Here is a 25242-nt window from a genome sequence, read left to right on the forward strand (position 1 = left end):
TTATATAGGCCATAAAAAGGTTAAAGCTACAAAAAAGTAGCTGAACTGTGGAAATCCTTAACGCGCTTACTCATTATTACTAAAAACACTATCAATAACGGCTTTATGACGTTTTTTGAATCGTGTACTAGAACCTGCTGCTGGTACTGCGTAATATTTACGAGAGCGTACATTTAATTTTACTAAATCGAAACGCTCTAACATAAAACTCCAAGCTCCCATATTTCTAGGCTCTTCTTGTGCCCAAACGTAGTTTTCTACATTAGGATATCTATCTATTACTTGTTGTAACTTCTCTATATGTAGAGGAAATAATTGCTCTATTCTAACTAAAGCAACATCATCTCTTTCTAAGTTTTCTCTTTCTTCTAAAAGATCGTAATAAAATTTACCCATACAGAAAACTAGTTTCTTTACATTTTTTGGGTTTAGAGTGTCATCTATTACTTCTTGGAATTCTCCAGTAGCTAAATCTTCGATTGAATTTACAGCTTTTGGATGACGCAACAAACTTTTTGGTGTGAATACAATTAATGGCTTTCTATAATTACGTTTCATTTGTCTACGTAATAAATGATAGAAATTTGCAGGTGTTGTACAGTTTGCAACCGTCATATTATCTATTGCACATAATTGTAAATAACGTTCTATTCTTGCAGATGAATGCTCAGAACCTTGTCCTTCATAACCATGTGGTAATAAAACTACAATACCATTTTGCAACTTCCATTTATCTTCTGCTGCAGAAATATATTGATCGAACATTATCTGCGCTCCATTAGAGAAATCTCCAAACTGCGCCTCCCAAATAGTTAGTGTATTAGGGTTTGCCATGGCATAACCATAATCGAAACCTAGAACACCATATTCAGACAATAACGAGTTATAAATCGTCATTTGCCCTTTATTATTAGGATTTGTATTTAATAAGTTAATTCTTTCTTCGGTAACCTCATCTCTTAAAATTGCGTGTCTGTGAGAAAAAGTTCCTCTTTCTACATCCTGACCAGATATTCTAACATTAAAGCCTTCTTCCATTAAAGAACCATAGGCTAAATTTTCTGCCATTCCCCAATCTAAAGTATTGGTTTCAAAAGCCATTTTTGCTCTTCCATTTAAAATACGTTCAGCTTTTCTAACAAACTTTACATTTTCTGGAACAGTTGAAACAACTTTCGCAATATTTTTTAATTTTTCTAAATCGTACTTTGTATCCTCTACAAGTAACATTGTATCTAAATGCTGACGTTCAAAACCTTTCCAAGTAGACTCCATGAACTCTTTAACCTTAGAAGTTTGTACTTTCTTAGCTTCATCAAATTCTGTTTCCAGCATTTGTTTAAACTCTGTTGTAATCTCATTTAAATAAGAATTATCAATAGAACCTTCAGATATTAATTGAGATGCATAAATATCTTTTGGATTTTGATGCTTAGAAATTGCCTTATACAATTTTGGCTGCGTAAAACGAGGTTCATCACCTTCATTATGTCCATATTTTCTATAACCTAATAAGTCGATGAAAATATCACTTTTAAATTTCATTCTGTAATTTAAAGCCATTTCCATTGCATGACAAACAGCTTCTGTGTCATCTGCATTAACATGCAATACTGGTGATAATGTTACTTTTGCTACATCTGTACAATAGGTACTAGAACGTGCGTCTAAATAATTTGTAGTAAACCCAATTTGATTATTTACAACAATATGAATTGTTCCTCCAGTTTTATAACCATTTAATTTAGCCATTTGAACTACTTCGTAAGCAATACCCTGACCTGCAATTGCTGCATCTCCATGAATTACTATAGGAAGTATTTTACTAGAATCTCCATTATATTTTCTATCAATTTTAGCTCTAGTAATTCCTTCTGCAACAGAAGCTACAGTTTCTAAATGAGAAGGGTTAGGTACTAAATTCATTTTTATCTCATTACCATCTCTATAAGTTTTACTTAATGTTAAACCTAAATGGTATTTTACATCTCCATCGATATCTTCATCTTCAAAATCTTTACCTTCAAATTCGCTAAAAAGATCTCTTACCGGTTTTTTAAAAATATTTACTAATGTGTTTAAACGACCTCTATGAGCCATTCCCAAAACACATTCTTTTACACCATACTTTTCTGCTGCATCTCTAAGCGCAACACTAATTCCTGGAATTAAAGCTTCTCCTCCTTCTAAAGAGAAACGCTTTTGACCAACGTACTTAGTTTGTAAAAAACTTTCGAAAGTAACTGCCTGATTTAGTTTTCCTAAAATATATTTTTTTGCTTCAATAGAATATTTAGGATGATTATCATTCTCATTTAGTTGAGATTGCCACCATTTCAATTTTTCTGGATTACGCATGTACATATATTCTACGCCAATAGAATCGCAATAAATACGTTTTAAATTTTCAACAATAGTAGAAAGTTTAGTTCTACCAAGACCCAATACTTCTCCTGCAGAAAACTCTTTATTTAAATCTTCTTTTGTTAAGCCAAAATTTTCAATATCTAATGTGGGTTGGTATTGCCTTCTTTCTCTTACAGGATTTGTCTTAGTAAACAAATGCCCGCGTGTTCTATAGCCATTAATTAAATCTACAACATGAAATTCTTTACGAACTTCTTGCGGAATTTCCATAGAAACCTCCTCATCTGTTAGAGAATAATTTTCATTAGCTAAATCATATCCTTGAAAAAAGCTTCTCCAACTTGGTTCTACAGAATCAGGGTTTACTAAATATTGGTCATATAAATCGGCGATAAAGCCAGTATGTGCTGCGTTTAAGAACGAAAATTTGTCCATATAATTGGTTGTGCTTTTTTTTGTAAGCTTAGTACTATAACAAAAATACAATATTTACTAATAATGGATAAATAATTTAATGATAATAACAATTTAAAATTTTTTGAAAAAAATTAAAAAGTATTTGGCAGTATTATAAAAAGATTTATATTTGCACTCGCAAAACACAATATGTGTCGCAAACTCCTCCTTAGCTCAGTTGGTTAGAGCATCTGACTGTTAATCAGAGGGTCCTAGGTTCGAGTCCTAGAGGGGGAGCAAAAAAGTTCATTAAAATACAATGACTGCGAAAGTAGCTCAGGGGTAGAGCATCACCTTGCCAAGGTGGGGGTCGCGGGTTCAAATCCCGTCTTTCGCTCTAACTCAAAACAGTACCAATGCTGAAGTGGTGGAATTGGTAGACACGCTGGACTTAAAATCCAGTGGTCAGTAATGGCCGTATGGGTTCAAGTCCCATCTTCAGTACTAAAACCGTAACATTTATTTGTTACGGTTTTTTTTATGCTTTAATATTATTTTCTAGAAAACCGCTACTTAAATAATCGTTAATTAAAAATGCTTTGATTTTTTTAAACTTATAGTTCTCCAACGCTCCTATATCTAGAATACTATGAAATAAAAAATCTGTAGAAATAGAATCATTCTTTTTAGATATTAAATGATTAATTTTTAAAGGATAATTACTTTTAAAATTATCTGAGTACCACACCAACATTGCTGGGTTTTTTGAAGCATTATGCTCTTGAGCATGCAACCACTTTCCATCTTCTCCCAATGTTTCTCCGTGGTCTGAAACATAAATTAAAAGTGTTTTCTTAGAAGATATTTTTAATCTTTCTATCAATTCATTTAAAAAGTAATCTAAATACACAATTGTATTATCGTAAGAGTTAATAAGTTCTTCTTTTTTTAAAGAACCTAAATATTTACTTGAAATAACAGGATTAAACCTGTAAAAACTACTATCAACTCTACTATTATAATACCAATGACTACCAATCATATGCAAACTTGTTAGTTTATTACCCTTAAAAGAATCGTTGGCAGAAAAGTACCTTAATAATGCCAAATCTTTTTCTTTTTTAAAACTTAAGAAAGAATGAAACTTATCAATAATAACTTTCTTTTTGTTAGAATATATTATATCTCTATAACTTTTTTCTAATGTTTGATTTCCAATCCATTCTGTAGAAAAAGATGCTTTATTAAGTACAGAATATAAACTTGTAACAGTTTGCTTTTTTTCTTTTTTATTAATCGATTTATCTGTTAAAATATGAGGTAAACTTTGAGCTGTAAAAGTATACGGTGTATAAACATTAGCAAAACTAACTAAGTTGTCTTGCTTTGAAAGCAATGGATTTGTAATTCTATCATATCCATTAAGGGACAAGTGATCTGCTCTTACGGACTCGCCAACAACAAGAATAATATGCAAATTATCTTCCTCAGTATAAACTTGCTCTTTAACTTCTTTTAATTTTATGTTGGGCTTTTTAAAATATTTAACTGTACTAAAATAAATACTATATGGTAATCTGTTTTTAAATGCATCGAATTTATAATTTTCTACTATAAAAAAAGTTAAAACACCAAAGATTGACAACACAAAAAGAGGCGACTTTATACTGCTTTTTTGGAGCTTATAATGTTTTTTAAAAAAATAAAATACTAAATGAAGAAAACAACACAAATAAAATAAACTGATAACTAAACATATCTGTAGCTTCACCAACATTTGTTCCAAATATTCCTTGAATAGTTCCTAAACCTATTGTTAAGTCTTGCGTATACACCCAAAAAGAAAAAGTAGATGCAATTATAAACAGAAAAGGAAACACTAATTTAAATACTCTATGAAACAAGCTAAAAAAGTAAATAAAACCAAATAGTGAAAAGTGAAGTAATAAGAAATGAGCAAAATAAACAAAATTACCTTTTAATCTTCCAAAAGGTAGATGCACATAAGAAGCTATAGTAACAAAAACTGCTATTAAAATATGTAAAAATAAATGAAACTTGATTTCTTCTTTAGGAAGTTTTATTTTTTTCATTTAAAAAAAGATTTCACTTTTAAAAATTAGCAACAAAAGAAACTGATAGATTACGACCCGGAGAAGAAACCCCAGAAGCAAACTCTATATAATGTTCATCAAAAATATTGTCTAGCTTAGCTTGAACTGAGAAATTATCATTTACTAAATAACGACCATTTAAACCAAAAGCAACCCAACTTGGTGAACCGTAATACTTATCTTCATCATTAGTAGCGTTTGCATCAACTATTGGTGTTAAATCATGATTATCAATACCTTCTGTAAAATTAAAATCTTCAATATCTTTTTTACTATTAAAACGAATAGCAGCTCCTAATTCTATTTTTTCTTTTTTGTAATTGATTTCAAACTGACCAAACAAAGGCGGCACCGACGACATTGGCTCTTCAGTATCGTAAGTTCTACCTTTTGTATAAGTAATAAACCCTGTAGTATTAATTGTTTTAGAAATTTTACCTAAATAATTAATAGTATAACCAAAAATATAAGCATTTCCTTTGTTCTGATTATTAACAGCATTACCAAACTCATCATCAAACTCAATTTGCTGTACACTTCCATCAGCATTTAACACAAAATCTCTTTGAATATAATTATCTAACAAAGTATAGTAAATATTAGCTCCTAAACGAAATTTTCTTTTATTAAAATACTTTTGAATCCCGATTTCTGAACTATAAGCAAACTCTGGTTTTACGTTAATATTAGGTATGGTAACATTTCCAGATTTTTCTCTAACTCTACCTACATCATCTATATTTGGAGAACGAAAACCAGAAGATAAAACTCCGTTTAATTGCCAGTTTTTATTTGGTTTAAATACATAACCTAATGTTGCAGTTATTGCAGAATGATTTGCATTAATATTGGTATCTGCAAGTTGAATAAATGTTTGATCTATCCATTTCGCATTTAAATTTGTATTCGTAAATCTAATTCCAGAATTTAAAGTTGTTTTACTATTTACATCTTGCCTATAACCTAAATAAGCTGCAGAACTAAAATAATTACTACCACCATCTGGATAACGAGATTGAACTTTAAAATCTTTAGAGAATCCATTAATTTCTCCATTAGCAATATTTAAAGTTTTTCCAAAAGAATTTGAACTAACATTATTATATGCAAATTCAAAACCATAAGAAAGTGTTCTTGTTTTATCATTGGTAAGTGGCACAGAAAAATCTCCATTTAAACTTAAAACATCTACACTTTCAATCCTATAAGAACGATCTAGGCTACCAAATTTTCTTTGTATCCTACTCTCTTCTAAATTTTGATACGCAACAGTAATAGCACCGCTTTCTAACCAATTTTTAGTTGAATCTAAAAGTAACTGAGAGGATATTAAAAGCCTTTTTTGTGGCCCATAATACCATTCTGCAAATTTTAAGGTATTGTTTTTTAACTCTGTTAAACGATCAAACCTTTGTATATCTGATGAAGTAGAATATTGCAAATTAATTTTTAAATCCGTTTTTTCTGAAAGAGGCACAAAAAACTTTTGTAAAACATCCGTTTGATTATACCCCGTATTTCTTAATAAATTAGGATTCAAATTTACTGTAGGATTTTCGTTGTAATTACCATTTACATTCTCTGAATAATGAAATACTTTTCCCCAATCAGAAAAACCATGACTTCTATTTTTACCAGCTTTTAACTCTCCAAAATCTGAATATGATATACTAGTAAAAGAGGCCCAATTACTAAAACTAACCTCAGCAGAAACATTAGTAGTTATTTCTTGATTTACTGAAGAATAACGGGAGAAAAATTGACTAGAAACTTTATTTTCTTCTGATAATTTTGGTGTTTTTGTATAGTAATGAATTACACCACCTAAGGCATCAGACCCATAAATTACAGAAGATGGCCCAAAAACTACTTCGGTTTTATCTAGAAGATTTGGAGAAAGTGTTATAGAGCTTTGTAAATGTCCTTTTCTATAAATTGCATTATTCATTCTTACACCATCTACAACTAATAACACTCTATTAGATTCCATACCACGAATTACAGGACTACCTCCACCAAATTGAGATTTTTGAACTTTAATACCCGGAATTGTTGCTAATAAATCTGCCGAAGTTTGAGGTGAAAATTTTTGAATTTCTTTAGAAGAAAGAACCGCAATTTGTTCCGCAATTCTAGTGGTTTTTTCGGCTGTTTTAAACGCAGAAATTACTACTTCATCTAATTCTTCTGACTGTTTAGTTAAATAAACAGTTAAGCTCTGCTTAATCAACGTAGCTTTTTTTATTCTTTTAATAGCGTAAGACAAATGAGAAAAAACTATAATTTCATTCCTTTTAAAAGATGAAATATCAACCAATCCATTTTTATTAGTAGATAAATTTAACGTTTTAGATGCATTATAAACGGTAACATTTTTAACCTTTTTACCTGTTTCTCTGTCCAAAATTTTTACTTCTTGGGCTAAAGTTATACTACTTATTAAAACTGCAAATACAAAAATAAAATACTTCATCATCAACTAAAAACGGTTTCTAAAACTTGTAAAGATTTCGGGCTTCTAAAACTGCCCAAATGTAACTTAAAATACTGAATTATAACTTGCAAAACCAACTGCCTTTCTTCTTTATTATAAGATACATTTTCAATATCATCAAAAACCATACCTATTAACTTTTTAAATTGATGAAAATCGTTATTAAATATCACATTTTTATCGAGTGAATTATCAGAAAAACTTCCTTCTAATAAATTAAACCCATTCTTATGACTCTCTGAAGTATCTGGATAAAAACCTAAAAAACTAGTTAAATTAAGTAAAAAAGTAAATGAAAATTTGCAATTTTATCATGAATATCTAGCCAAACCAAAGCGGCTTCTAAATACTCATACAAAGCTAAATTTTGTTCTTCTTCTTGTATAGAGTTCGATAAAACTTCTGATAAAAACATTATAACAGATTGCTTTATAATATCTGTATGAATCGTTTTATAAGGGTTTATAATTTGAACTTCTTTTAAAGAATTTAAATTATTTTTAGAGTTATGATTCGCTACAATTCTTAATTGACTCAAAGGCTGAAAGTAAGCAGATTTAATCCCCTTTTTTTGGGTTTTAAAATTCCTTTTATTAAATACGATTTTACTCCTTCCTCTTGCGTATAACATTTTACAATTAAACTTGTATCTCCATACTTAAGAGAACTTAAAACAATTGCCTTTGTGTTTACAATAGCCATTAATTTACAATTGCAATTTTTGTTGTGGTAGATTCAGATCCATCATCATTAGTTAACAAAACAATATAAACGCCAGAAGCTACTTTTCTACCAGCTAAGTTTTTTTTATTCCAAACAACTTTACCTCCTTGTAGTTCTTGTCCTTCAACAACATTGGTTTCATAAACAAGATTACCAGCAACATCCACAATTTTAACATTAGTTCCTTTGGGTAAATGTGTGCCGTTTCTACCATCTATAGTTATTATATTATGATTTTTAAGTGCTGGATTTGGGTACGCATAAACATCTCCTAATACCTCTCCAAAAGTAGCAACCTTACTATTATAAGCAACAATACCTTTGTCCGTAGCAAAATATACTTTACCGTTACTTTTATCTGTTCTAATTTTTAATATTCTATTAGATGGCAATGGAGAATTTTCTTTACTAAAATTAGCTAATGTATTTCTTCCTGAAGGATTTGTATAAATTACACCTCCGTTATCTGTTCCAAACCATTTATTATCTGCTCCATCAACAACTATAGAATTGATGTTTTGATCGCCTAGTAAACGCTCTCCAACCCCGTTTTCTTCAATAATTACTGGTTCTGCATTTAAAACACCTGCATCAAAAACTCCAGAAGCATTTCTATAAACCACCATACCACTTCTAGTACCTAACCAAACCCTGTTACTTTTATCAATAGCAATTGTTTTAACATCTGTATCTGGTAAGTTTCCTAAATTTGGCGATGCTATTAATGCTTTTTTTCGATCTCCATTCTCATTAAACACATAAACCCCATTTCTTCTCGTTCCAATCCAAACACTATTACTGTTATCTATTGCAACTTCACTTAAGCCATATTTATCTGGGTTGGTTTTTAATGAACTAATATCAAAACTAGACCATTGCCCATCTTTAGATAGTTTTTTTAACTCATTAAGATCACTAATATTAGCAATCCATAAATTACCTTGGTTATCAAAAGCAGATCCACTTATTCTTAAAGAAACTCTGTTAGGTTGGTTTGATGCTAAATCTTCTAAACTACTATTTAAATGATTATAAAATGTTTTAATTTCATCGTCTTCTACAACTAATAAACCTCCTGTAGAAACACTATTAATAGAACCTGTATCTCCAAAAGAGCTTATATAGACCCTGTTTTCTGCATTAGGATCTATTGAAACATAATTTAGATCTATTACAGGAAAACTAGGATTAAAAGGAGTATTTATCCATTGCTCTCCATTAAAATGACTAAATCCTTGTTTCTTAAATATCGATGTATAAGTACCATCATAACCACCATAAACAACCCAAAGATTATTATTATTTACATCTATAGAAAACACATTATTAGACAATGGCCCTTCTGGATGTATTTCATTATAATTAGAAGACTGAGAAGTACTAGATTTTAAAATACCATATTCTTGTGTAGCTATATAAACAGCATTATTCTCAAAAAAAGATGTATTTGCTGTAAAATCTAATTCTAGAGTTGTATTAAAAACAATAATTTGATTATAACTAGAATTTAAAATAATAACACTCTTACTTAGTGTAACAGATAAGTTAACATTAGTAGATTTTAAACCTAAAACATCTTCATTAAAATCTTTAAGTTCTATCAACAATTTATTATTAAGTTCATATAATTTATCTGCTTCTACAACATTCACTTTATTATTAAACATGGCAATTTCAGTAAAATTACGACCAATAAATTCTTGTTGCCAACTATTAAAATCTATAAGAAGATTACTGTTAACATTAGCTGTAAATATACCGTCTTCTGTAACTGCATAAATTAAATCATTAAAAATCAATGTTTTGTTTACAACTAAAGATGTTGATGAATCTCCAATAAAAAAAGTATCTCCAAATTCTAGTTTTTCTATATTATACTCAACAATGGCAAATGATGTAGATAAATACAAAGTATTACCAAACTCTGTTATATGATTGATGCTCTTTAAACCAGACTCATTAAAATTTACAATATCTGAAGAAATTGTAATTCCGCCATTTTCATCAATCACTTCTATTAATCCATTTTGATAACCAATTACTAACCTTTTAAAGGTTTTGTTATAATGAATTGAAGACGTTGTCTCTCCAGACAATCCCTGAATAGATGAAAGTTTGTTTGTTTCAGAAGTTTTTTCATTAAACGTAAAAACAGCATTGTCTACTAAAGCATAAATTAAATCATTAACCTTTACAAAATCTTTCACATTATTGTAAGAGTAAAAATCTTCCCATGAATCACTATAATCGATTTGTGAAAAAATTAATGAAGATGTGAAACAAACAAAGAGAAAAAATAACTTTTTCATATTTTAAAATATATTATATCAAAGATATTTAATTATTATAAATTAACGATAAAAACAGCTACATTAGTACAAAAATGAACAGGTTTTTATGAGTTTAGAAATTGAAAGAAAGTTTTTAATAAAAAATGAAGATTTTAAAAAGGAGGCGTATCTTAAAAAAAGGATAAAACAAGGGTATTTAAATTCTGATAAAAGTAGAACTGTAAGAATAAGAATTGCAGATAATAAGTCTTTTTTAACAGTGAAAGGCAAATCTAATTCGTCTGGTACAACTCGTTTTGAATGGGAAAAAGAAATAGATATTAATGAAGCAGAACAATTACTTTTATTATGCGAGTCTTCAATTATTGATAAAACAAGGTTTTATGTAAAAAGCGAAAATCACATTTATGAAGTAGATGAATTTTATGGAGACAACATTGGTTTAGTAGTAGCAGAAATTGAGTTAATTTCCGAAAATGAGTCATTCCAAAAACCAACTTGGTTAGGTGAAGAAGTTACAGGTAATAAAAGTTATTACAATTCGTGTTTAAGTAAAATACCTTTTAAAAATTGGTGATTTTTATAAATTATAAATTGCTATAAAATGACTTAAACTCCCTAAAAGAACAAAAACATGAAAAATAGCATGGTTAAAAGGCAATTTTTTAATAGAATATAAAACCGCACCAATAGAATAAAAAACACCACCTGCAACTAAATATAGAAAACCTTCGGGTGTTAAACTTTCCATTAAAGGCTTTATAAAAAACATTACTTGCCAACCCATTAATAAATACATTGCTGTAGAAATTTTATCGAATCTTCCCGTAAAAAATAACTTAAGAATTACTCCCGTTAAAGCAAAAAGCCAAACAAAAAGAAACATACACCAACCTAAAGAAGAATCTAGAGCAACCAAGCAAAAAGGAGAATAACTACCTGCAATTAAAACATAAATAGCTGCATGATCAAAAATATTTAGCTTTCTTCTTTTTTTGATCTTTTGCGGCGTGATAAAAAGTAGAAGCTGCATATAAGATAATTAAACTTAGTCCGTAAATAATAAAACTTAATGGTTTCCAAAAACCTGTAAATTGCATTGATTTACTAATTAAAAAAGGAAATATAATTACACTTAATACTAAGCCAAAACCATGAGAAATTACATTTAACCTTTCTTCTTTTGTACTATAACGGTGATTTAAATTCTCGCTCATTATTTGGTCTGTTTGTATCTTTCATATATTCTTTATCTTTTAATAAATCGTTCTTTATTAAATTAAAAACCTGCTCTTTTAAACCTTGCATATTCTCCATTTTTAAACCTTTAGTTTCAATAAATTTATGCTGATGTATTCTAAATACACCAGGTCTTCCTTTCAAAAAATCCCAAGAAAAAAACGTTTACAATCATAATATACTTGTGGTACAATTGGCATTTCAAACTCAATTGCTAAACTAAATGCTCCGTTTTTAAATGGCGCTAAAACTACATCTTCGGTTGGCACCAATCCTTCCGGAAAAATAGCCATACTTGTTCCGTTTTGCAATCTTTTCTTAGCCATTTCATAAACTCTTTTTCTACTTTTAGGATTGCTCCTATCAACCATTATTACAACGCGTTTGTAGAAAAACCCAAAAACAGGAATTTTTACAAGTTCTTTTTTACCAACAAAAACTATTGGATTTTTACTTAATGCTATTAATACAAAAGGATCCATTAAAGAAGCATGATTGGGGCAAAACATATAACTTTTATCTAAATCTGTAAACTGGTCATATTGTGTTTTTAAACGGAAACCCATTCCATAAACTAATAATTTAGCCCAAACTCTAATTACTTTCCAAAAAACTGGGTAATACGATTCTTTTGCTGTTAAAATCAATAATAATGGAGCCATTATAATAATGGTAGATAGTATTAAAATGTAAAACCAAAATCGCCAAACTAAGAGAAAAGGAATTTTTAAAAATTTCATAAGCATCAAAAATACTAATATTCTTTTGTTTGATTGGTTTTCTTAAACAAAACCTTATTTTTGCCACTGCAGATGATTTTAGTATTTCAATTATACTAAAAAAGAAACAACAAATTTATGTCAAGAATTTTAACTGGAGTACAGAGTACAGGAACACCACATTTGGGTAATTTATTAGGAGCAATTTTACCGGCTATAGAAATGGCAAATAGCCCTAAAAATGAATCTTTTATATTTATAGCAGACATGCATTCTTTAACACAAATTAAAGATGGAAAACTGCTAAAAGAAAACACTTATAGTGTAGCTGCAACTTGGCTTGCTTGTGGGCTAGACATTAACAGATCTATATTTTACAGACAAAGTGACGTAACACAAGTTACAGAATTATCTTGGTATTTAAGTTGTTTTTTTCCTTATCAAAGATTAACATTAGCGCATAGTTTTAAAGACAAAGCAGATAGGTTAGAAGATGTTAATGCAGGTTTATTTACATATCCAATGTTAATGGCCGCAGATATTTTATTGTACGATGCAGAACTTGTACCTGTAGGTAAAGATCAGTTACAACATTTAGAAATGGCTCGTGATGTTGCCAATAGGTTAAATAATATTGTTGGAGATACTTTAATTGCCCCAGAAGCAAAAACACAAGAAAATGTAAAGCTTGTACCTGGAACCGATGGCGCTAAAATGAGTAAATCTAGAAATAACATTATCAATATTTTCTTAACAGATAAAAAGTTAAGAAAACAAGTAATGGCTATTAAAACAGATAGCACTCCTTTAGAAGAACCTAAAAACCCTGATACAGATAATGTTTTTGCTATCTATAAATTACTTGCTTCTGATGAACAAATAATAGAAATGAGAGCAAATTACGAAGGCGGAAACTACGGTTATGGTCATGCAAAACAAGCTTTATATGAGTTAATTATCCTTAAATTCGCAACAATTAGAGAGCGTTACAACCATTTTATGGAAAATAAAGACGAAATTGATGCAGCATTAGCAATAGGTTCTAACAAAGCTTCAATTGTAGCTAACAAAGTATTAAAAAGAGTAAGAACTAAAATTGGTTATTAAAACCAATAAATTTATAAACATAAAAAAACCGCGCTAATTGCGTGGTTTTTTATGTTTATAAATGAAGCAACTTTAAACCCATTGACAAATAATACCTGCCATAATTGCTAAAGTTACAACCCAATAGCCCGCATTTATTGCCACATACCTTACACTCTTCTTTTCGAACATTGCAATAATTGATAAAACTGGAAGCACTAAAAATAAGCCTAAAATTGCACCGTGTAAAGCACCATGTTTAAATGTTCTAAAACGATCTCCATACGTTTCCATATAATTAGTAAAAAAAGTTGTAGCTTCTCCTGCAACACCATCTGCAAAACCTGGTTCTCCCATTAACGAAGAATAAACTCCCCATTGATGAATAACTAATGTTTGTAGAATAAAAGCCAAAATAAAACTAAAAACTAGACATAAAATAAATATCAATGTCATGTTTCTGCCTTCCATAGATTCTTTTGTAAAACCCATTTCGTTCATCCAGGCATTTCCAAATAAAGGGCCATACCAAACAAAACCTATTACTAGTGGTACTAATGCTGCTATTGCAACAAACAAAATATTCATTTCCATGATAAAAAAATTTATAGTTGAATATCAAATATAGGAAATAAGTTTTTGACTATTAATATGTTACAAAAAAAAGTCTAAAAACATAGATTTTTAGACTTTTAAATATTATTTATAAAAATGTGATTATTTTATTTTCATAGATTTAGCAATTGCTTCCAATTCAAAAAGAAAAGCTCTTTTACTTACAGAAGGAGCATAAGTAAATCCTTCAAATACAACAAGCCTATTATTCTTTTTATCAACTACAGTATAGTTTAAAAAAGGACCAGCCATAAAATCATTTTTAACCTCCCATTTACCACGTGTTTCATAAGCTTTTTTACCATCTAACTCGGCATCAAAAGTAAAAGGAGTATATGCTTCTTCTGTAATCATATACATAGTTTCTGGATCTGAACCTGGTATAAATTTTTTCCCAATACTATTTCGAACAGACACAATATTTTCTGCAACCAAATTTTCATCAATTAAAGGAACCGAATATACCAGTATATTGTTACTTCCTGTTTTTGCAATACCACTAGTTAAATGATTTCTTAACCAAAGAAATTCCCCTGTATCTTCAACAGTTCTAAATCGACTAGGAATAGTAAAAGAAACTCCCAAATTACTTAGAGTCTTATAAGTGGAATTATCTATTTTATCTTTTTTAAAGATATTTTGAGTAAATTTAATATCTGAAGCTAAAAAAGTTTTTCTAATATCTTTTTTATGCTTTTGTAAAAGTTTAAGAATACTTTCGTCATCTTTTGCTTGTACAGAAATTATAGTTTGTGGTTTTGCATATACATTAGTTCTAACTGTATAACTCTCTTTTTCTCCTTCAGAAATAATCAAAATATTTCTACCTGCATTCATCATAGAACTAAATCCGTTTGGAGCAACTTGAGAAACACTTAAAATAGGTTCTGGTTGTGGCAACCCTACCATTAATTCTCCGAAAGAATTTTTTATTTCCTTACCTATATCTCCTGTCCAATCAGATGTTTTTGCAACAACCATTACTTTGTTTATTTTACCTACAGAATCTCGTAAAATAATCTTGTCATTTCCAACACAAGCGCTTAAGGTAATTGTAATAATTATAATTGAAATTAATTTTTTCATGAATTTAGCTTTTAAAAATTTTAAGTTTAGTTCCTGGTTTTAAACTTTTAGCACTCCAAATATTGTTCCACTTTTTAATTTCATCAACAGAAACATTATTAAATTTTCTTGAAATTTTCCAAAGCGAGTCTCCTTCTTTTACTGTATATGTACTAAATGCACCTTTATTTGTTGATATTGTCTCTTTCTTTTTTACTGATTTTTTCCCAACAGAAAAAGGAACTTTTTTAGGATAAATAGATAACCTTTGCCCTACTTTTAAACGACTATTCTTAAGGTTATTCCAACGTTTTACACTACTTACTCTTACTCCAAATTTATTTGCAATTTTACCCAAATAATCTCCAGTCTTAACTCTATAACGGATGCGTTTATCCATTTCAAAGTACTTAGGAATTGGCTTCTCTCTTTTTGCATCATCTGCATCTGCTAAAGCATATAATTCTTTTTCTTTATCTAAGAATTCTACTGTTTTACTACTTGGTAATCGTAACGCATAATTTCTACCATTAATAAATGGGATTATATCTAATTTATAAGACGGATTTAAAAAAGAAATTTCTTCTTCATCTAAATTTATAACTTCTGAAATTTGATCAAAACTTACCGTTCTTTTTACTTGAATTGTATCTGTTTGAAAGTCGAAATATCTTGGAAGTTCTGAGTAAATTTTATGTTCATTAGCATATTCAAAAATATACATTGTTGCATAAAAAGCAGGAACATAACCTGCTGTTTCTCTAGGTAAAAAAGGTCTAATATTCCAATAATTTCTATAACCACCAGAACGTTTAATAGCTTTTCTAACATTACCAGGCCCAGAATTATAGGCCGCTAATGCTAAATCCCAATCGCCAAAAATCTTATATAATTGACTTAAATATTTACAAGCAGCAATTGTGGCTTTAACTGGGTCTTGGCGCTCATCTACATAAGAACTAACTTTTAAATCGAATTGCTTACCTGTACCATACATAAATTGCCATAAACCTGTTGCGCCAACTCTAGATTTTACTCTTGGTTTTAATGCCGATTCTACAATTGCTAAATACTTCATTTCCAAAGGAACATCGTATTGATCTAAATGCTGCTCAAACATTGGAAAATAATATTTTGCCTTAGCCATAAGCTTTGGATAGTACTTACTTCGATACAACAAATAGCTATTAATTACTTTCTCTAAAGAAGGATTAAATGCTAAATTAAATGGAGTTTTATCGTTTAAATGAGATAAACGTTGTTTTAATAAAGCTGTTGTAAGTACACTTTTAGAATTACCAATTATATCTTTATCTGCAATTACGTATTCTAATGTGTCTATTAAAGGAGAATTAAATTTATCTTCTATTAATAAACTATCCATCGTTTTTAAATCCAAATCAGAAATTAGATCTTGACGAAGTGGTTTTTTTATTGAATCTTTTGCAACAAATAAATTATCTGATTTATAAACTATAGTAGTATCTTTTTCTTGTTGAGAAAAAACAGAAATGCTAAAAAATAAAAATAATAAAAGCTTGTTCATATATTAAATATCTAGTTCTACAGCAATTGGACAATGATCAGAATGTTTTGCTTCTGGTAATATATATGCTCTAGAAATTTTTTCTTTTAATGGTTCTGATACCATAGCATAATCTAATCGCCAACCTTTATTATTTGCTCTAGAATTTGCTCTATAACTCCACCAAGAATACTCTTGTTTATCAGGGTTGATAAAACGAAAACTATCTACAAATCCGCTATTTATAAATTCTCCAATCCAAGTTCTTTCTTCTGGTAAAAACCCTGAAACACCTTTCATTTTAGGATTATGAATATCTATTGCTTCATGGCAAATATTGTAATCTCCACAGATAACCAAATTAGGAGTTTCATTTTTTAAATTAGTAATGTATTCTTGAAATTCATCCATATAATTGAATTTAAAATTCAATCTTTCAGAATTTGTACCAGATGGTAAATACAAACTCATTACAGAAACAGAATCAAAATCTACACGTAAATTTCTACCTTCAAAATCCATAGATTCAATTCCGGTTCCATATTCTATATGGTTTGGTTTTTCTTTACAAAAAATAGCTACAGAAGAATAGCCTTTTTTCTGAGCAGAAAACCAATAATGATAAGGGTAACCTGCGTTTTCAAAAGCTGTTACATCTAATTGCTCTTTATGTGCTTTTGTTTCTTGAATACAAATTACATCTGGATTAGCAGCTTGTAACCAGTCTAAAAATCCTTTTTTTAATGCAGCTCTAATTCCGTTTACGTTGTATGATATTATTTTCATGTATCCCTTTTAATTCTTCCAAAGATAAGAAAATACTCTAGTTTAAAAACGAATCAATTATGAATGGTTACTATATAAGAAATGAATAACCTATTAACTTTTTTTCCTGTAGTTTCATAAAATCATTTCATATAGAAAAAAATAAAAATGGAAGTACTATAAATACAATTTTTGAGTTTACTTTTAAATTAAAAACCACAATTCTCATTGTGGTTTTTATTCAATATAAATTTGTTTTTAATTTTTTCTTAAAAATCCATTTCTGGTATTTCACCGTTAACAACTAAAGTCCCTTCTGTAGCTTCTTTAATCTCTTCTACTGTAACACCAGGCGCTCTTTCTAATAAATGAAACTCATTGTTTTTTACTTCTAAAACTGCTAAATTTGTAACTACTTTAGTTACACAGCCCACACCAGTTAATGGTAAAGAACATTCTTTTAATATTTTAGATTCTCCACGTTTGTTAGTATGCATCATGGCTACAATAATATTTTCTGCCGATGCTACTAAATCCATTGCTCCACCCATTCCTTTTACCATTTTTCCTGGTATTTTCCAGTTGGCAATATCTCCATTTTGAGCTACTTCCATAGCACCTAAAACGGTTAATTGAACGTGTTTACCACGAATCATAGAAAAACTAGTTGATGAATCAAAAATAGAACCACCATCTAAAACAGTTACTGTTTGTTTACCTGCATTAATTAAATCTGCATCTTCAGTTCCTTCAACAGGAAAAGGCCCCATACCTAAAAGTCCGTTTTCAGATTGAAATTCAACTTCAATTCCTTCTGGAATATAATTAGCCACTAAAGTTGGTATACCAATTCCAAGATTTACATACCATTTATCTTGTAACTCTTTTGCAATTCTTTGTGCTATTTCTTGTTTACTTAATGCCATAATTTACGATTTTGGAGTAACAGTTCTTTGCTCAATTCTTTTTTCATACTTTTCGCCTTGAAAAATACGTTGTACAAAAATCCCTGGAATATGAATTTGATTTGGATCTAATGTTCCTGCTGGCACTAACTCTTCTACCTCAGCAACTGTAATTGTTGCTGCTCCACACATATTCGGATTAAAATTACGTGCTGTACCTTTAAAAATTAAATTACCTGCCGCATCACCTTTCCATGCTTTAACAAAAGCAAAATCTGCCTTAAAAGCTGGTTCCAAAACATACATTTTGCCATCAAACTCTCTAGTTTCTTTTCCTTCTGCAACCTCAGTTCCATAACCTGCAGGCGTATAAAAAGCGGGAAAACCTGCTTGTGCTGCTCTACATTTTTCTGCTAAAGTACCTTGTGGTGTTAATTCTACCTCTAATTCTCCAGATAGCATTTGGCGTTCAAACTCATCATTTTCTCCTACATAAGAAGAGATCATTTTTTTTATTTGCTTTCCTTGTAGTAATAAGCCTAAACCAAAATCGTCTACACCTGCATTGTTAGAAATACATGTTACATCTCTAACATCTAATTTAACTAACTCAGAAATTGCATTTTCTGGTATACCACATAAACCGAAGCCTCCTAACATAAAAGTCATTCCGTTTTTAACACCTTCAAGTGCTTTGCTAACATTTATTACCTTCTTGTTTATCATATAAAATGTATATTTTTAAATTATTGATATTAACTTTACAAAAAACCTGTCTGTATTAAAAATCTGTATCTTCTTCTATAATCTCATTTTTATCTTCATCAGTCTTTTTCTCACAATCGATATTTATCGATAATTTCTCTGGCTTTTCAAATTTCTCTCTACTAATTTTTAAATCTTTATCAGCATAACATTTTCTCATAAACAAAGCCCAAGACGGCAAAGACATTGTTGCTCCTTGCCCTTTTGTAATACCTGCAAAATGGGTTGCTCTATCTTCTCCACCGGTCCAAACTCCTGTTGCTAGGTTTGGTACAATTCCCATAAACCAACCATCAGATTGATTTTGTGTTGTACCTGTTTTACCTGCTATTGCATTTTCGAACTTATAAGGAAAACCTGTTACCGCTTTTCCTCCAGATGTATAACCAGAACGTAATCTTACTCCAGAGCCAGATTGTGTAACTCCCTCTAACAAGTCTAAAACTACATACGCAGTTTCTTCACTTAAAACTTCTTGTGTTTCAGGCACAAAATCCTTTAATACCGTTCCGTTTTTATCTTCAATTCTAGTAATTATCATTGGGCTAACTCGTAAACCTCTATTTGCAAAAGTACTATATGCACTAACCATTTCTAACAATGATAATTCAACTGCACCTAATGCTATAGAAGGGTTTGCTTGAATCTCTGTCTCAATTCCTGCTGCTTTGGCTAAACGTACAACATTATCAGGTCCAACTTTATCTATTAATCTTGCAGACATTGTGTTAACCGAGCCCGCTAATCCATCTTTTAAAGTAAGCATTCCTCCATATTTTTCATTCGAATTACCTGGAGTCCATTCTTCTGGAATTCCATACTTTCCTTGCGGAATCGTATATGGAGTATTAGGAAATGCATCACATGGAGACATTCTTAATTGATTAATTGCAGTTGCATATACAAATGGTTTAAATGTAGATCCCACTTGTCTTTTCTGCTGCGCTACAGCATCATATTTAAAATGCTTGTTGTTGATACCACCAACCCAAGCTTTAATATGCCCAGTTTGTGGCTCTATAGAAACTAATCCGGAACGTAAAAAATGCTTGTAATATTTAATAGAATCCATTGGAGACATAATGGTATCTCTATCTCCTTTCCAAGAAAAGACTTTCATCTTTGTTTTCTTCTTAAAGATTTCATCTATTTCTTTAGACGATTTTCCAACCTTTTTTAATCGTCTATATCTTTCTGAACTTCTTTTAGCTCTTTCAAAACTTCTAGCAATCTCTTTTCTATCTAGATCATAAAAAGGTGCAGTCCTATTTCTTTTTTGTTCTTTAGAAAAATACGATTGTAAATTAGCCATGTGTTCTTTTATAGCTTCTTCTGCATATTGTTGCATTCTAGAGTCTATAGTAACATAAATCTTTAAACCATCACTAAAAATATCGTACTCCTCTCCGTTAGGTTTTGGGTTATTTTGCACCCATTTACGCATAATTTTTTGTAAATGTGTTCTAAAATAAGTTGCATAACCATCGCTATGACTTTCTGGTGTATAATTGATGTTTAAATCTAATTGTTGAAGGTTGATTTTTTCACCCTCGGTAATTAAACCATTTCGTGTCATTTGCAACAATACTACATTTCTTCTCTGTTTTACCTTAGCTGCTCTTCTTAAAGGATTAAAATAAGAGGCGTTTTTTAACATCCCAACTAACATAGCAGACTCTTGAATTTCTAAATCTTTTGGTTCTTTTCCAAAATAAATTCTTGCTGCAGAACGAATACCAACTGCTTGGTTAATAAAATCGTACTTATTTAAGTACATGGCAATAATTTCTTGCTTTGTATATTGTCTTTCTAGCTTAGTAGCTACAACATACTCTTTCATTTTTTGCCCAATTCTTTTAAAAATATTTCTAGAAGCTTTTCCTGTAAATAGCATTTTTGCCAATTGCTGGGTTATTGTACTTGCTCCACCGCTTCCTGGTTTTAAAATTGCTCTTCCTAATCCTTTAAAATCAATTCCAGTATGCTCATAATATCGCTCATCTTCTGTTGCTACTAAAGCATTTACTAAGTTTTCTGGCAATTCGCTAAACTTAACGGGTGTTCTGTTTTCTTTCGCGTATTTACCAATGGTTACACCATCTGCAGAAATTACTTCTGTTGCTAAATTTGTTTGTGGGTTCTCTAATTCTTCAAAAGTTGGTAATGCTCCAAAACCACCTGCAGAAGCTGTAAAAAAAGTAATACCATTATTAGAAAACCTCCTAAGATAATCCCCCAAAATAAGATAAGATACTTTTTAAAATTTATTGTTTCTTTCTTTGCCATTTTATTTTGCTTTTTCAACGCTAAAACCTACATCTTGCACTCCGTGTAAAAAAGGAATCGAATTAACTTCTCCGTTTTTTCTCATAGCATGACGAATGTTTAACAGATATTTTCCTGATTTAGGAAACACTTTTTCCTTTTTATAAAATAATTTATTTTCTTTAATATCTGCAAACCCTTTTCCTAAAAAGCGTCCAGTTTTATCAGACATTTCGTATTGTAATGTATCTATAACTTTATCTCCACTAGGAAAATTTAGTTCTGTAATTAGATACAGATTACTAAACGGATAGTCTTTATTATTTCTAATATTTATAAACAAATCTTTAGCTAAAATTGTATCAATTACATTAAACTCAAAAGAAACATTTTTATGCGCTTCCCAAGCAGCACTTGGTAATGATTGATATTTTGTAAACTCAATATTATCACTACAAGAAACAAGGAAAATAAGAACAGTTAAAAAAACTAAAATTCTATTTTTCTGGAGAACTGCTTCCATCTTTGGGTTTATTGTTATTTCTATTTCTATTGTTTCTTCTAGGTTTATTAACCTTTGTACCTTCAGCTTTCGGCTGATTTGGATTGTTCTTTTGATTTGGATTCTGTTTTGACTTTGAGTTTTGCTTAGGTTTTGGTTGATTTGTTTTAGCAACGGGTTTTGCCTTAGGCTTTGTTCTTACTTTTGGTTTTGCCTCAGACCTTGAGTTTTGATTCGGATTTTGTTTTGGCTTTGGCCTTCTGTTTTGCTGCGGTTTCTGATTATTATTCTTTACCGGATTAGCACCAACAACTGCAGGTTTTTTCTTCCTTTTGTTTCTATTATTTCTTCGCTTACTTATTTTTGGCGCATCAAAACGTGTTAAACTATCTTGCCCTACAGCATCTTCAAAATTAACCGTTTCTGGTATTTCTATTTCAGACTCATACTCTTCTAATGAAATAGACTTTTCGTTATTTTTATTTAATTCAATTATTTCTTGAACCTGTTCTAACGTTAATTTAAACCATTTAAAACGCTCTTCTTTGTATGTATACCAAAGATGTTTTTTAAAAATATCCATCTTTACAAAAACCGCTAAACCTTTTTCAGTTTTTAAAACCACATCTTGTTTAGGAAACGATTTTAAAGCATCTAAATACGTGTCTAATTCAAAATTTAAACAACATTTAAGCTTGCCACATTGGCCTGCTAATTTTAGAGGATTTAAAGATAATTGCTGATAACGTGCTGCTGATGTACTTACTTTTCTAAAATCTGTTAACCAAGTAGAACAACATAACTCTCTACCGCAAGAACCTACGCCACCTAATCTGGCTGCTTCTTGTCTTGCGCCTACTTGTTTCATTTCTACACGAATAGAAAAAGCACTTGCTAAATCTCTAATTAATTGTCTAAAATCTACTCTTGTATCTGCTGTATAATAAAAAGTAGCTTTATTTCCGTCTCCCTGAAACTCTACATCAGAAAGTTTCATTTGCAAACCTAACCTACCTAAAATTTCTCTTCCTCGTCTTTGGGTTTCTTCTTCTCTAGCTCTTGCAGCTTGCCAAATATCTATATCTTTTTGCGATGCTTTTCTGTAAATTTTCTTAACATCTTCATGATCTGCAGTAATTTTGCGCTTTTTCATTTGCACTTTTACCAATTCTCCTGCTAAAGAAACTGTACCTACATCATGACCGGGAGAACTTTCTACAGCAACAATATCTCCCATAGAAATGGTTAAGTTTTCTGTATTTTTAAAAAATGTTTTCGTCCGTTTTTAAAACGGATTTCAAAAATATTAAAACGCTCTTCTCCACTTGGTAATGTCATGTTAGAAAGCCAATCGAAAACAGCTAGTTTTTCACTACCACTTCCACAACTTCCACTTCCACAATTTCCATTACTCTTACAACCTTTTGGTACTCCATTTTCTGTTGTACCACAACTTCCACATGCCATGTGAGTATATATTTATTTAGTAATTAGTTGTTAGTAACTAGTTATTTAGTAGAATTTACTATATACTATGTGCTAAAACCTAAATACTATTTGGATTCATAAATTGATTATCAAGCTGATACACAAACACAGCTTCATCTTCACTAATTCGTAAATATACGCATTCTCAAAGAATGAAAAAATAGGTAAATGAAAGTTATCTAATCGATTTTTCTATTTAATTACACTTCAAATGTAGTTTTAAAATTTGCTTTGTAATAACGCTCTTTAGAATTTGCTTTGATTTAATTAGAATTCGTGTGAAAGTTTATTTTTAAAACAAAAAAAGCCCTCAAAATTGAGGACTTTTAACACTATACTTTATTTATGATATCATTAAAATTTTCTCACATTTAATTTTCCATAAGAAAAATTCTTTCTCAAGATAAACAATTGACGAAAAACTATTTAAATCATTAAATTTTACAACAAATATTAAAATAGCTCTATTATTACTTTTATTAAATAGTATTTTTGAAAAACTTAACTTTACATCAATTTCTTTAGAATTTGGAATTTTTATAATATTGCTTTTAATAGAATTTAAGTACTTTAATTCGAGTTTTTTTGAATTTTCGTAAAATTTAAATTCATTTACATTGTAAAATGCATTACAACCATTTGTATTTTGTAGTTTTTTTCTGTCTATTTCAAAAAAATTATTACTTATTACAATATTTTTTCTATTTAAATATTCATCATAAAAATATTTATATTTTCTGAGACTGTCATTTTTAGTGTAGATATAACTACCTGAAGGAGGAGGAGCAAAACTAGGATGTAAAATTGATGTTTCTTCAAAATCTCTTATTAATAAGTTTAAAATTTGATAAGACTCTTCAACTTTCACATCTCTATCACAAGAAAAAAATATAAAAACTAAAATAAATATTAAACTTCTATAATTAATCACAATCATTTGCTTTCAGTTAAAATAAATTGCAAAAAAGTACAGACTATAAAAGTTTGTACTTTTTTGCAATATTTTATATACCATTATCATGGTTTGTATTTATTTAATCATCAACCTCTAACCAATCATCAACCCAAATAACTTCATACTTAATTACTTTCGTTTCTGAGATTTTCTCAATAATGTATATTTTCTCAAACGGATTGTATTTTAAAATTGATTGTGATTTTTTTTCATTAATATACTTTAAATCAACAATTTTTAAGTTATCTAATGCTCTTATATGGCAAGTATCTTTAAAGCTTTTAAATTTGTGTGTCGAGAATTTTTCATCACATATTTTAAAATAGATATAATTCCCTTGAATTTCTTTTCTGTATTTATTATTTTTTACAGAATTTCCAGAACCATCTTCAATAATACACTTTCTTTTAGTGTTTAAATCAAAAAGTAAATAAACATTTTCTTTTTCGTTATTATTTTGAGATAAAGTTATAATTGGGTATACAAAAATTAGTATTAATAAAATATTATTTACTCTGTACATATTTCATTTTTATTATCGTTTATATAATCTTCAATAACATAAGTTCTCAAACCATCCCAACCATAGTCCATATAATATTCTAAAGAATATTTGTTATTATCTATTTTCCTAACCGCTTCTGCAATTGGCTTCACAAAGTTATCAGCCATATATTGATGTTGTGCATTTGCTGTCTGCACAGAACCATCAATCTTCTTATATTCAAAATAATAGTCTAATAATTCTTTAAATGTTTTTTCTTTTAGTTTTACCGATATTTTTTGCTTTTCTGTTTCATCAACATACTCTACTTTTTCGCAATTCCATAAAAACAAAGAAACTCCTAAAAACAAGAGCCCTATTTTTACATAACTAGCAATTTTTCTTTCTTTCTTTCTTTCTTTCTTTCTTTCTTTCTTTCTTTCTTTCTTTCTTTCTTTCTTTCATAACTTTTTAATTTA

At 29.6% G+C, this 25242-nt stretch carries 20 protein-coding genes, 3 tRNA genes and 4 pseudogenes; 5 read left to right on the plus strand and 22 right to left on the minus strand.

Annotation, left to right across the window (positions count from 1 at the left end):
- Positions 1 to 66 precede the first annotated feature (66 nt).
- Positions 67 to 2802, minus strand: coding sequence for a 2-oxoglutarate dehydrogenase E1 component (locus N5A56_RS12935; protein WP_265725819.1), 2736 nt, complete (start codon positions 2800 to 2802; stop codon positions 67 to 69).
- A 184-nt stretch (positions 2803 to 2986) separates the two neighbouring features.
- Here N5A56_RS12935 and N5A56_RS12940 point away from each other — a divergent pair.
- From N5A56_RS12940 to N5A56_RS12950, 3 genes are all read left to right on the plus strand, one after another.
- Positions 2987 to 3060, plus strand: a tRNA-Asn gene (locus tag N5A56_RS12940).
- 28 nt (positions 3061 to 3088) lie between these two features.
- Positions 3089 to 3160: transfer RNA gene (locus tag N5A56_RS12945), tRNA-Gly, on the plus strand.
- A gap of 21 nt (positions 3161 to 3181) precedes the next feature.
- Positions 3182 to 3267: transfer RNA gene (locus N5A56_RS12950), tRNA-Leu, on the plus strand.
- Positions 3268 to 3301: 34 nt separating this feature from the next.
- On the opposite strand, the gene N5A56_RS12955 is transcribed toward N5A56_RS12950, so the two are convergent.
- From N5A56_RS12955 to porZ, 6 genes and pseudogenes are all read right to left on the minus strand, one after another.
- A complete protein-coding gene (locus tag N5A56_RS12955) occupies positions 3302 to 4411 on the minus strand; it encodes a phosphoethanolamine transferase (RefSeq protein WP_265725820.1) in 1110 nt (369 codons plus the stop codon).
- 46 nt (positions 4412 to 4457) lie between these two features.
- Complete coding sequence (locus N5A56_RS12960; RefSeq protein ID WP_265725821.1) at positions 4458 to 4856, minus strand: phosphoethanolamine transferase domain-containing protein; 399 nt, start codon at positions 4854 to 4856, stop codon at positions 4458 to 4460.
- Positions 4857 to 4875: 19 nt separating this feature from the next.
- The gene (locus N5A56_RS12965; RefSeq protein ID WP_265725822.1) at positions 4876 to 7353 is read right to left on the minus strand and encodes a TonB-dependent receptor; all 2478 of its coding nucleotides are present in this window, start codon (positions 7351 to 7353) and stop codon (positions 4876 to 4878) included.
- Positions 7353 to 7786: pseudogene (gene recO / locus N5A56_RS17745) on the minus strand (DNA repair protein RecO). The gene N5A56_RS12965 and the pseudogene recO (N5A56_RS17745) overlap by 1 nt, the downstream one beginning before the upstream one ends.
- Before the next feature lie 119 nt (positions 7787 to 7905).
- Positions 7906 to 8073, minus strand: a complete 168-nt coding sequence (recO, locus tag N5A56_RS17520; RefSeq protein ID WP_337994805.1) for a DNA repair protein RecO — start codon at positions 8071 to 8073, stop codon at positions 7906 to 7908.
- Positions 8073 to 10403, minus strand: a complete 2331-nt coding sequence (porZ, locus tag N5A56_RS12975) for a type IX secretion system anionic LPS delivery protein PorZ (protein ID WP_274270465.1) — start codon at positions 10401 to 10403, stop codon at positions 8073 to 8075. Before porZ ends, recO (N5A56_RS17520) begins: the two co-directional genes overlap by 1 nt.
- A gap of 88 nt (positions 10404 to 10491) precedes the next feature.
- Here porZ and N5A56_RS12980 point away from each other — a divergent pair, with 88 nt between their 5' ends.
- Positions 10492 to 10962, plus strand: coding sequence for a CYTH domain-containing protein (locus tag N5A56_RS12980; RefSeq protein ID WP_265725824.1), 471 nt, complete (start codon positions 10492 to 10494; stop codon positions 10960 to 10962).
- Positions 10963 to 10965: 3 nt separating this feature from the next.
- Here N5A56_RS12980 and trhA read toward each other — a convergent pair.
- The 3 genes and pseudogenes from trhA to N5A56_RS12995 form a co-directional block, all read right to left on the minus strand.
- Positions 10966 to 11602, minus strand: a pseudogene (gene trhA / locus N5A56_RS12985) (PAQR family membrane homeostasis protein TrhA).
- Positions 11574 to 11768, minus strand: coding sequence for a hypothetical protein (locus tag N5A56_RS12990; RefSeq protein WP_265725825.1), 195 nt, complete (start codon positions 11766 to 11768; stop codon positions 11574 to 11576). Before N5A56_RS12990 ends, trhA begins: the two are co-directional and overlap by 29 nt.
- Positions 11765 to 12364, minus strand: a complete 600-nt coding sequence (locus tag N5A56_RS12995; protein ID WP_265725826.1) for a lysophospholipid acyltransferase family protein — start codon at positions 12362 to 12364, stop codon at positions 11765 to 11767. Before N5A56_RS12995 ends, N5A56_RS12990 begins: the two co-directional genes overlap by 4 nt.
- Before the next feature lie 117 nt (positions 12365 to 12481).
- On the opposite strand from N5A56_RS12995, the gene trpS reads away from it, so the two are divergent.
- Positions 12482 to 13450, plus strand: coding sequence for a tryptophan--tRNA ligase (trpS, locus tag N5A56_RS13000; protein ID WP_265725827.1), 969 nt, complete (start codon positions 12482 to 12484; stop codon positions 13448 to 13450).
- A 72-nt stretch (positions 13451 to 13522) separates the two neighbouring features.
- On the opposite strand, the gene N5A56_RS13005 is transcribed toward trpS, so the two are convergent.
- The 12 genes and pseudogenes from N5A56_RS13005 to N5A56_RS13060 form a co-directional block, all read right to left on the minus strand.
- Complete coding sequence (locus N5A56_RS13005; RefSeq protein WP_274270466.1) at positions 13523 to 14023, minus strand: DUF1761 domain-containing protein; 501 nt, start codon at positions 14021 to 14023, stop codon at positions 13523 to 13525.
- A gap of 123 nt (positions 14024 to 14146) precedes the next feature.
- On the minus strand, positions 14147 to 15130 hold the full coding sequence (locus N5A56_RS13010; protein ID WP_265725829.1) for a DUF4837 family protein: 984 nt from the start codon (positions 15128 to 15130) through the stop codon (positions 14147 to 14149).
- Between the two features lie 4 nt (positions 15131 to 15134).
- A complete protein-coding gene (locus N5A56_RS13015; RefSeq protein ID WP_265725830.1) occupies positions 15135 to 16655 on the minus strand; it encodes a lytic transglycosylase domain-containing protein in 1521 nt (506 codons plus the stop codon).
- A gap of 3 nt (positions 16656 to 16658) precedes the next feature.
- Entirely contained in the window at positions 16659 to 17420 is a 762-nt protein-coding gene (locus tag N5A56_RS13020) for an exodeoxyribonuclease III (RefSeq protein WP_265725831.1), read from the minus strand.
- A gap of 248 nt (positions 17421 to 17668) precedes the next feature.
- A complete protein-coding gene (locus N5A56_RS13025; RefSeq protein WP_265725832.1) occupies positions 17669 to 18325 on the minus strand; it encodes a CoA transferase subunit B in 657 nt (218 codons plus the stop codon).
- Positions 18326 to 18328: 3 nt separating this feature from the next.
- A complete protein-coding gene (locus N5A56_RS13030; protein WP_265725833.1) occupies positions 18329 to 19030 on the minus strand; it encodes a CoA transferase subunit A in 702 nt (233 codons plus the stop codon).
- Between the two features lie 55 nt (positions 19031 to 19085).
- Positions 19086 to 21355 (minus strand): annotated as a pseudogene (locus N5A56_RS13035) (transglycosylase domain-containing protein).
- 1 nt (position 21356) lies between these two features.
- Positions 21357 to 21857, minus strand: coding sequence for a gliding motility lipoprotein GldH (locus tag N5A56_RS13040; RefSeq protein WP_265725835.1), 501 nt, complete (start codon positions 21855 to 21857; stop codon positions 21357 to 21359).
- Positions 21832 to 23303 (minus strand): annotated as a pseudogene (locus N5A56_RS13045) (PSP1 domain-containing protein). Before N5A56_RS13045 ends, N5A56_RS13040 begins: the two are co-directional and overlap by 26 nt.
- A 364-nt stretch (positions 23304 to 23667) precedes the next feature.
- Entirely contained in the window at positions 23668 to 24255 is a 588-nt protein-coding gene (locus N5A56_RS13050) for a hypothetical protein (RefSeq protein WP_274270467.1), read from the minus strand.
- A 103-nt stretch (positions 24256 to 24358) separates the two neighbouring features.
- Positions 24359 to 24802, minus strand: coding sequence for a hypothetical protein (locus tag N5A56_RS13055; RefSeq protein ID WP_265725838.1), 444 nt, complete (start codon positions 24800 to 24802; stop codon positions 24359 to 24361).
- Positions 24790 to 25134 carry a hypothetical protein gene (locus tag N5A56_RS13060; protein WP_265725839.1) on the minus strand — a complete coding sequence of 115 codons (345 nt, stop codon included), beginning with the start codon at positions 25132 to 25134 and terminating at the stop codon, positions 24790 to 24792. Before N5A56_RS13060 ends, N5A56_RS13055 begins: the two co-directional genes overlap by 13 nt.
- Between the last annotated feature and the right edge of the window lie 108 nt (positions 25135 to 25242).

Origin of the sequence: Polaribacter ponticola, from assembly GCF_026191475.2 — a bacterium.
GTDB lineage: Bacteria > Bacteroidota > Bacteroidia > Flavobacteriales > Flavobacteriaceae > Polaribacter > Polaribacter ponticola.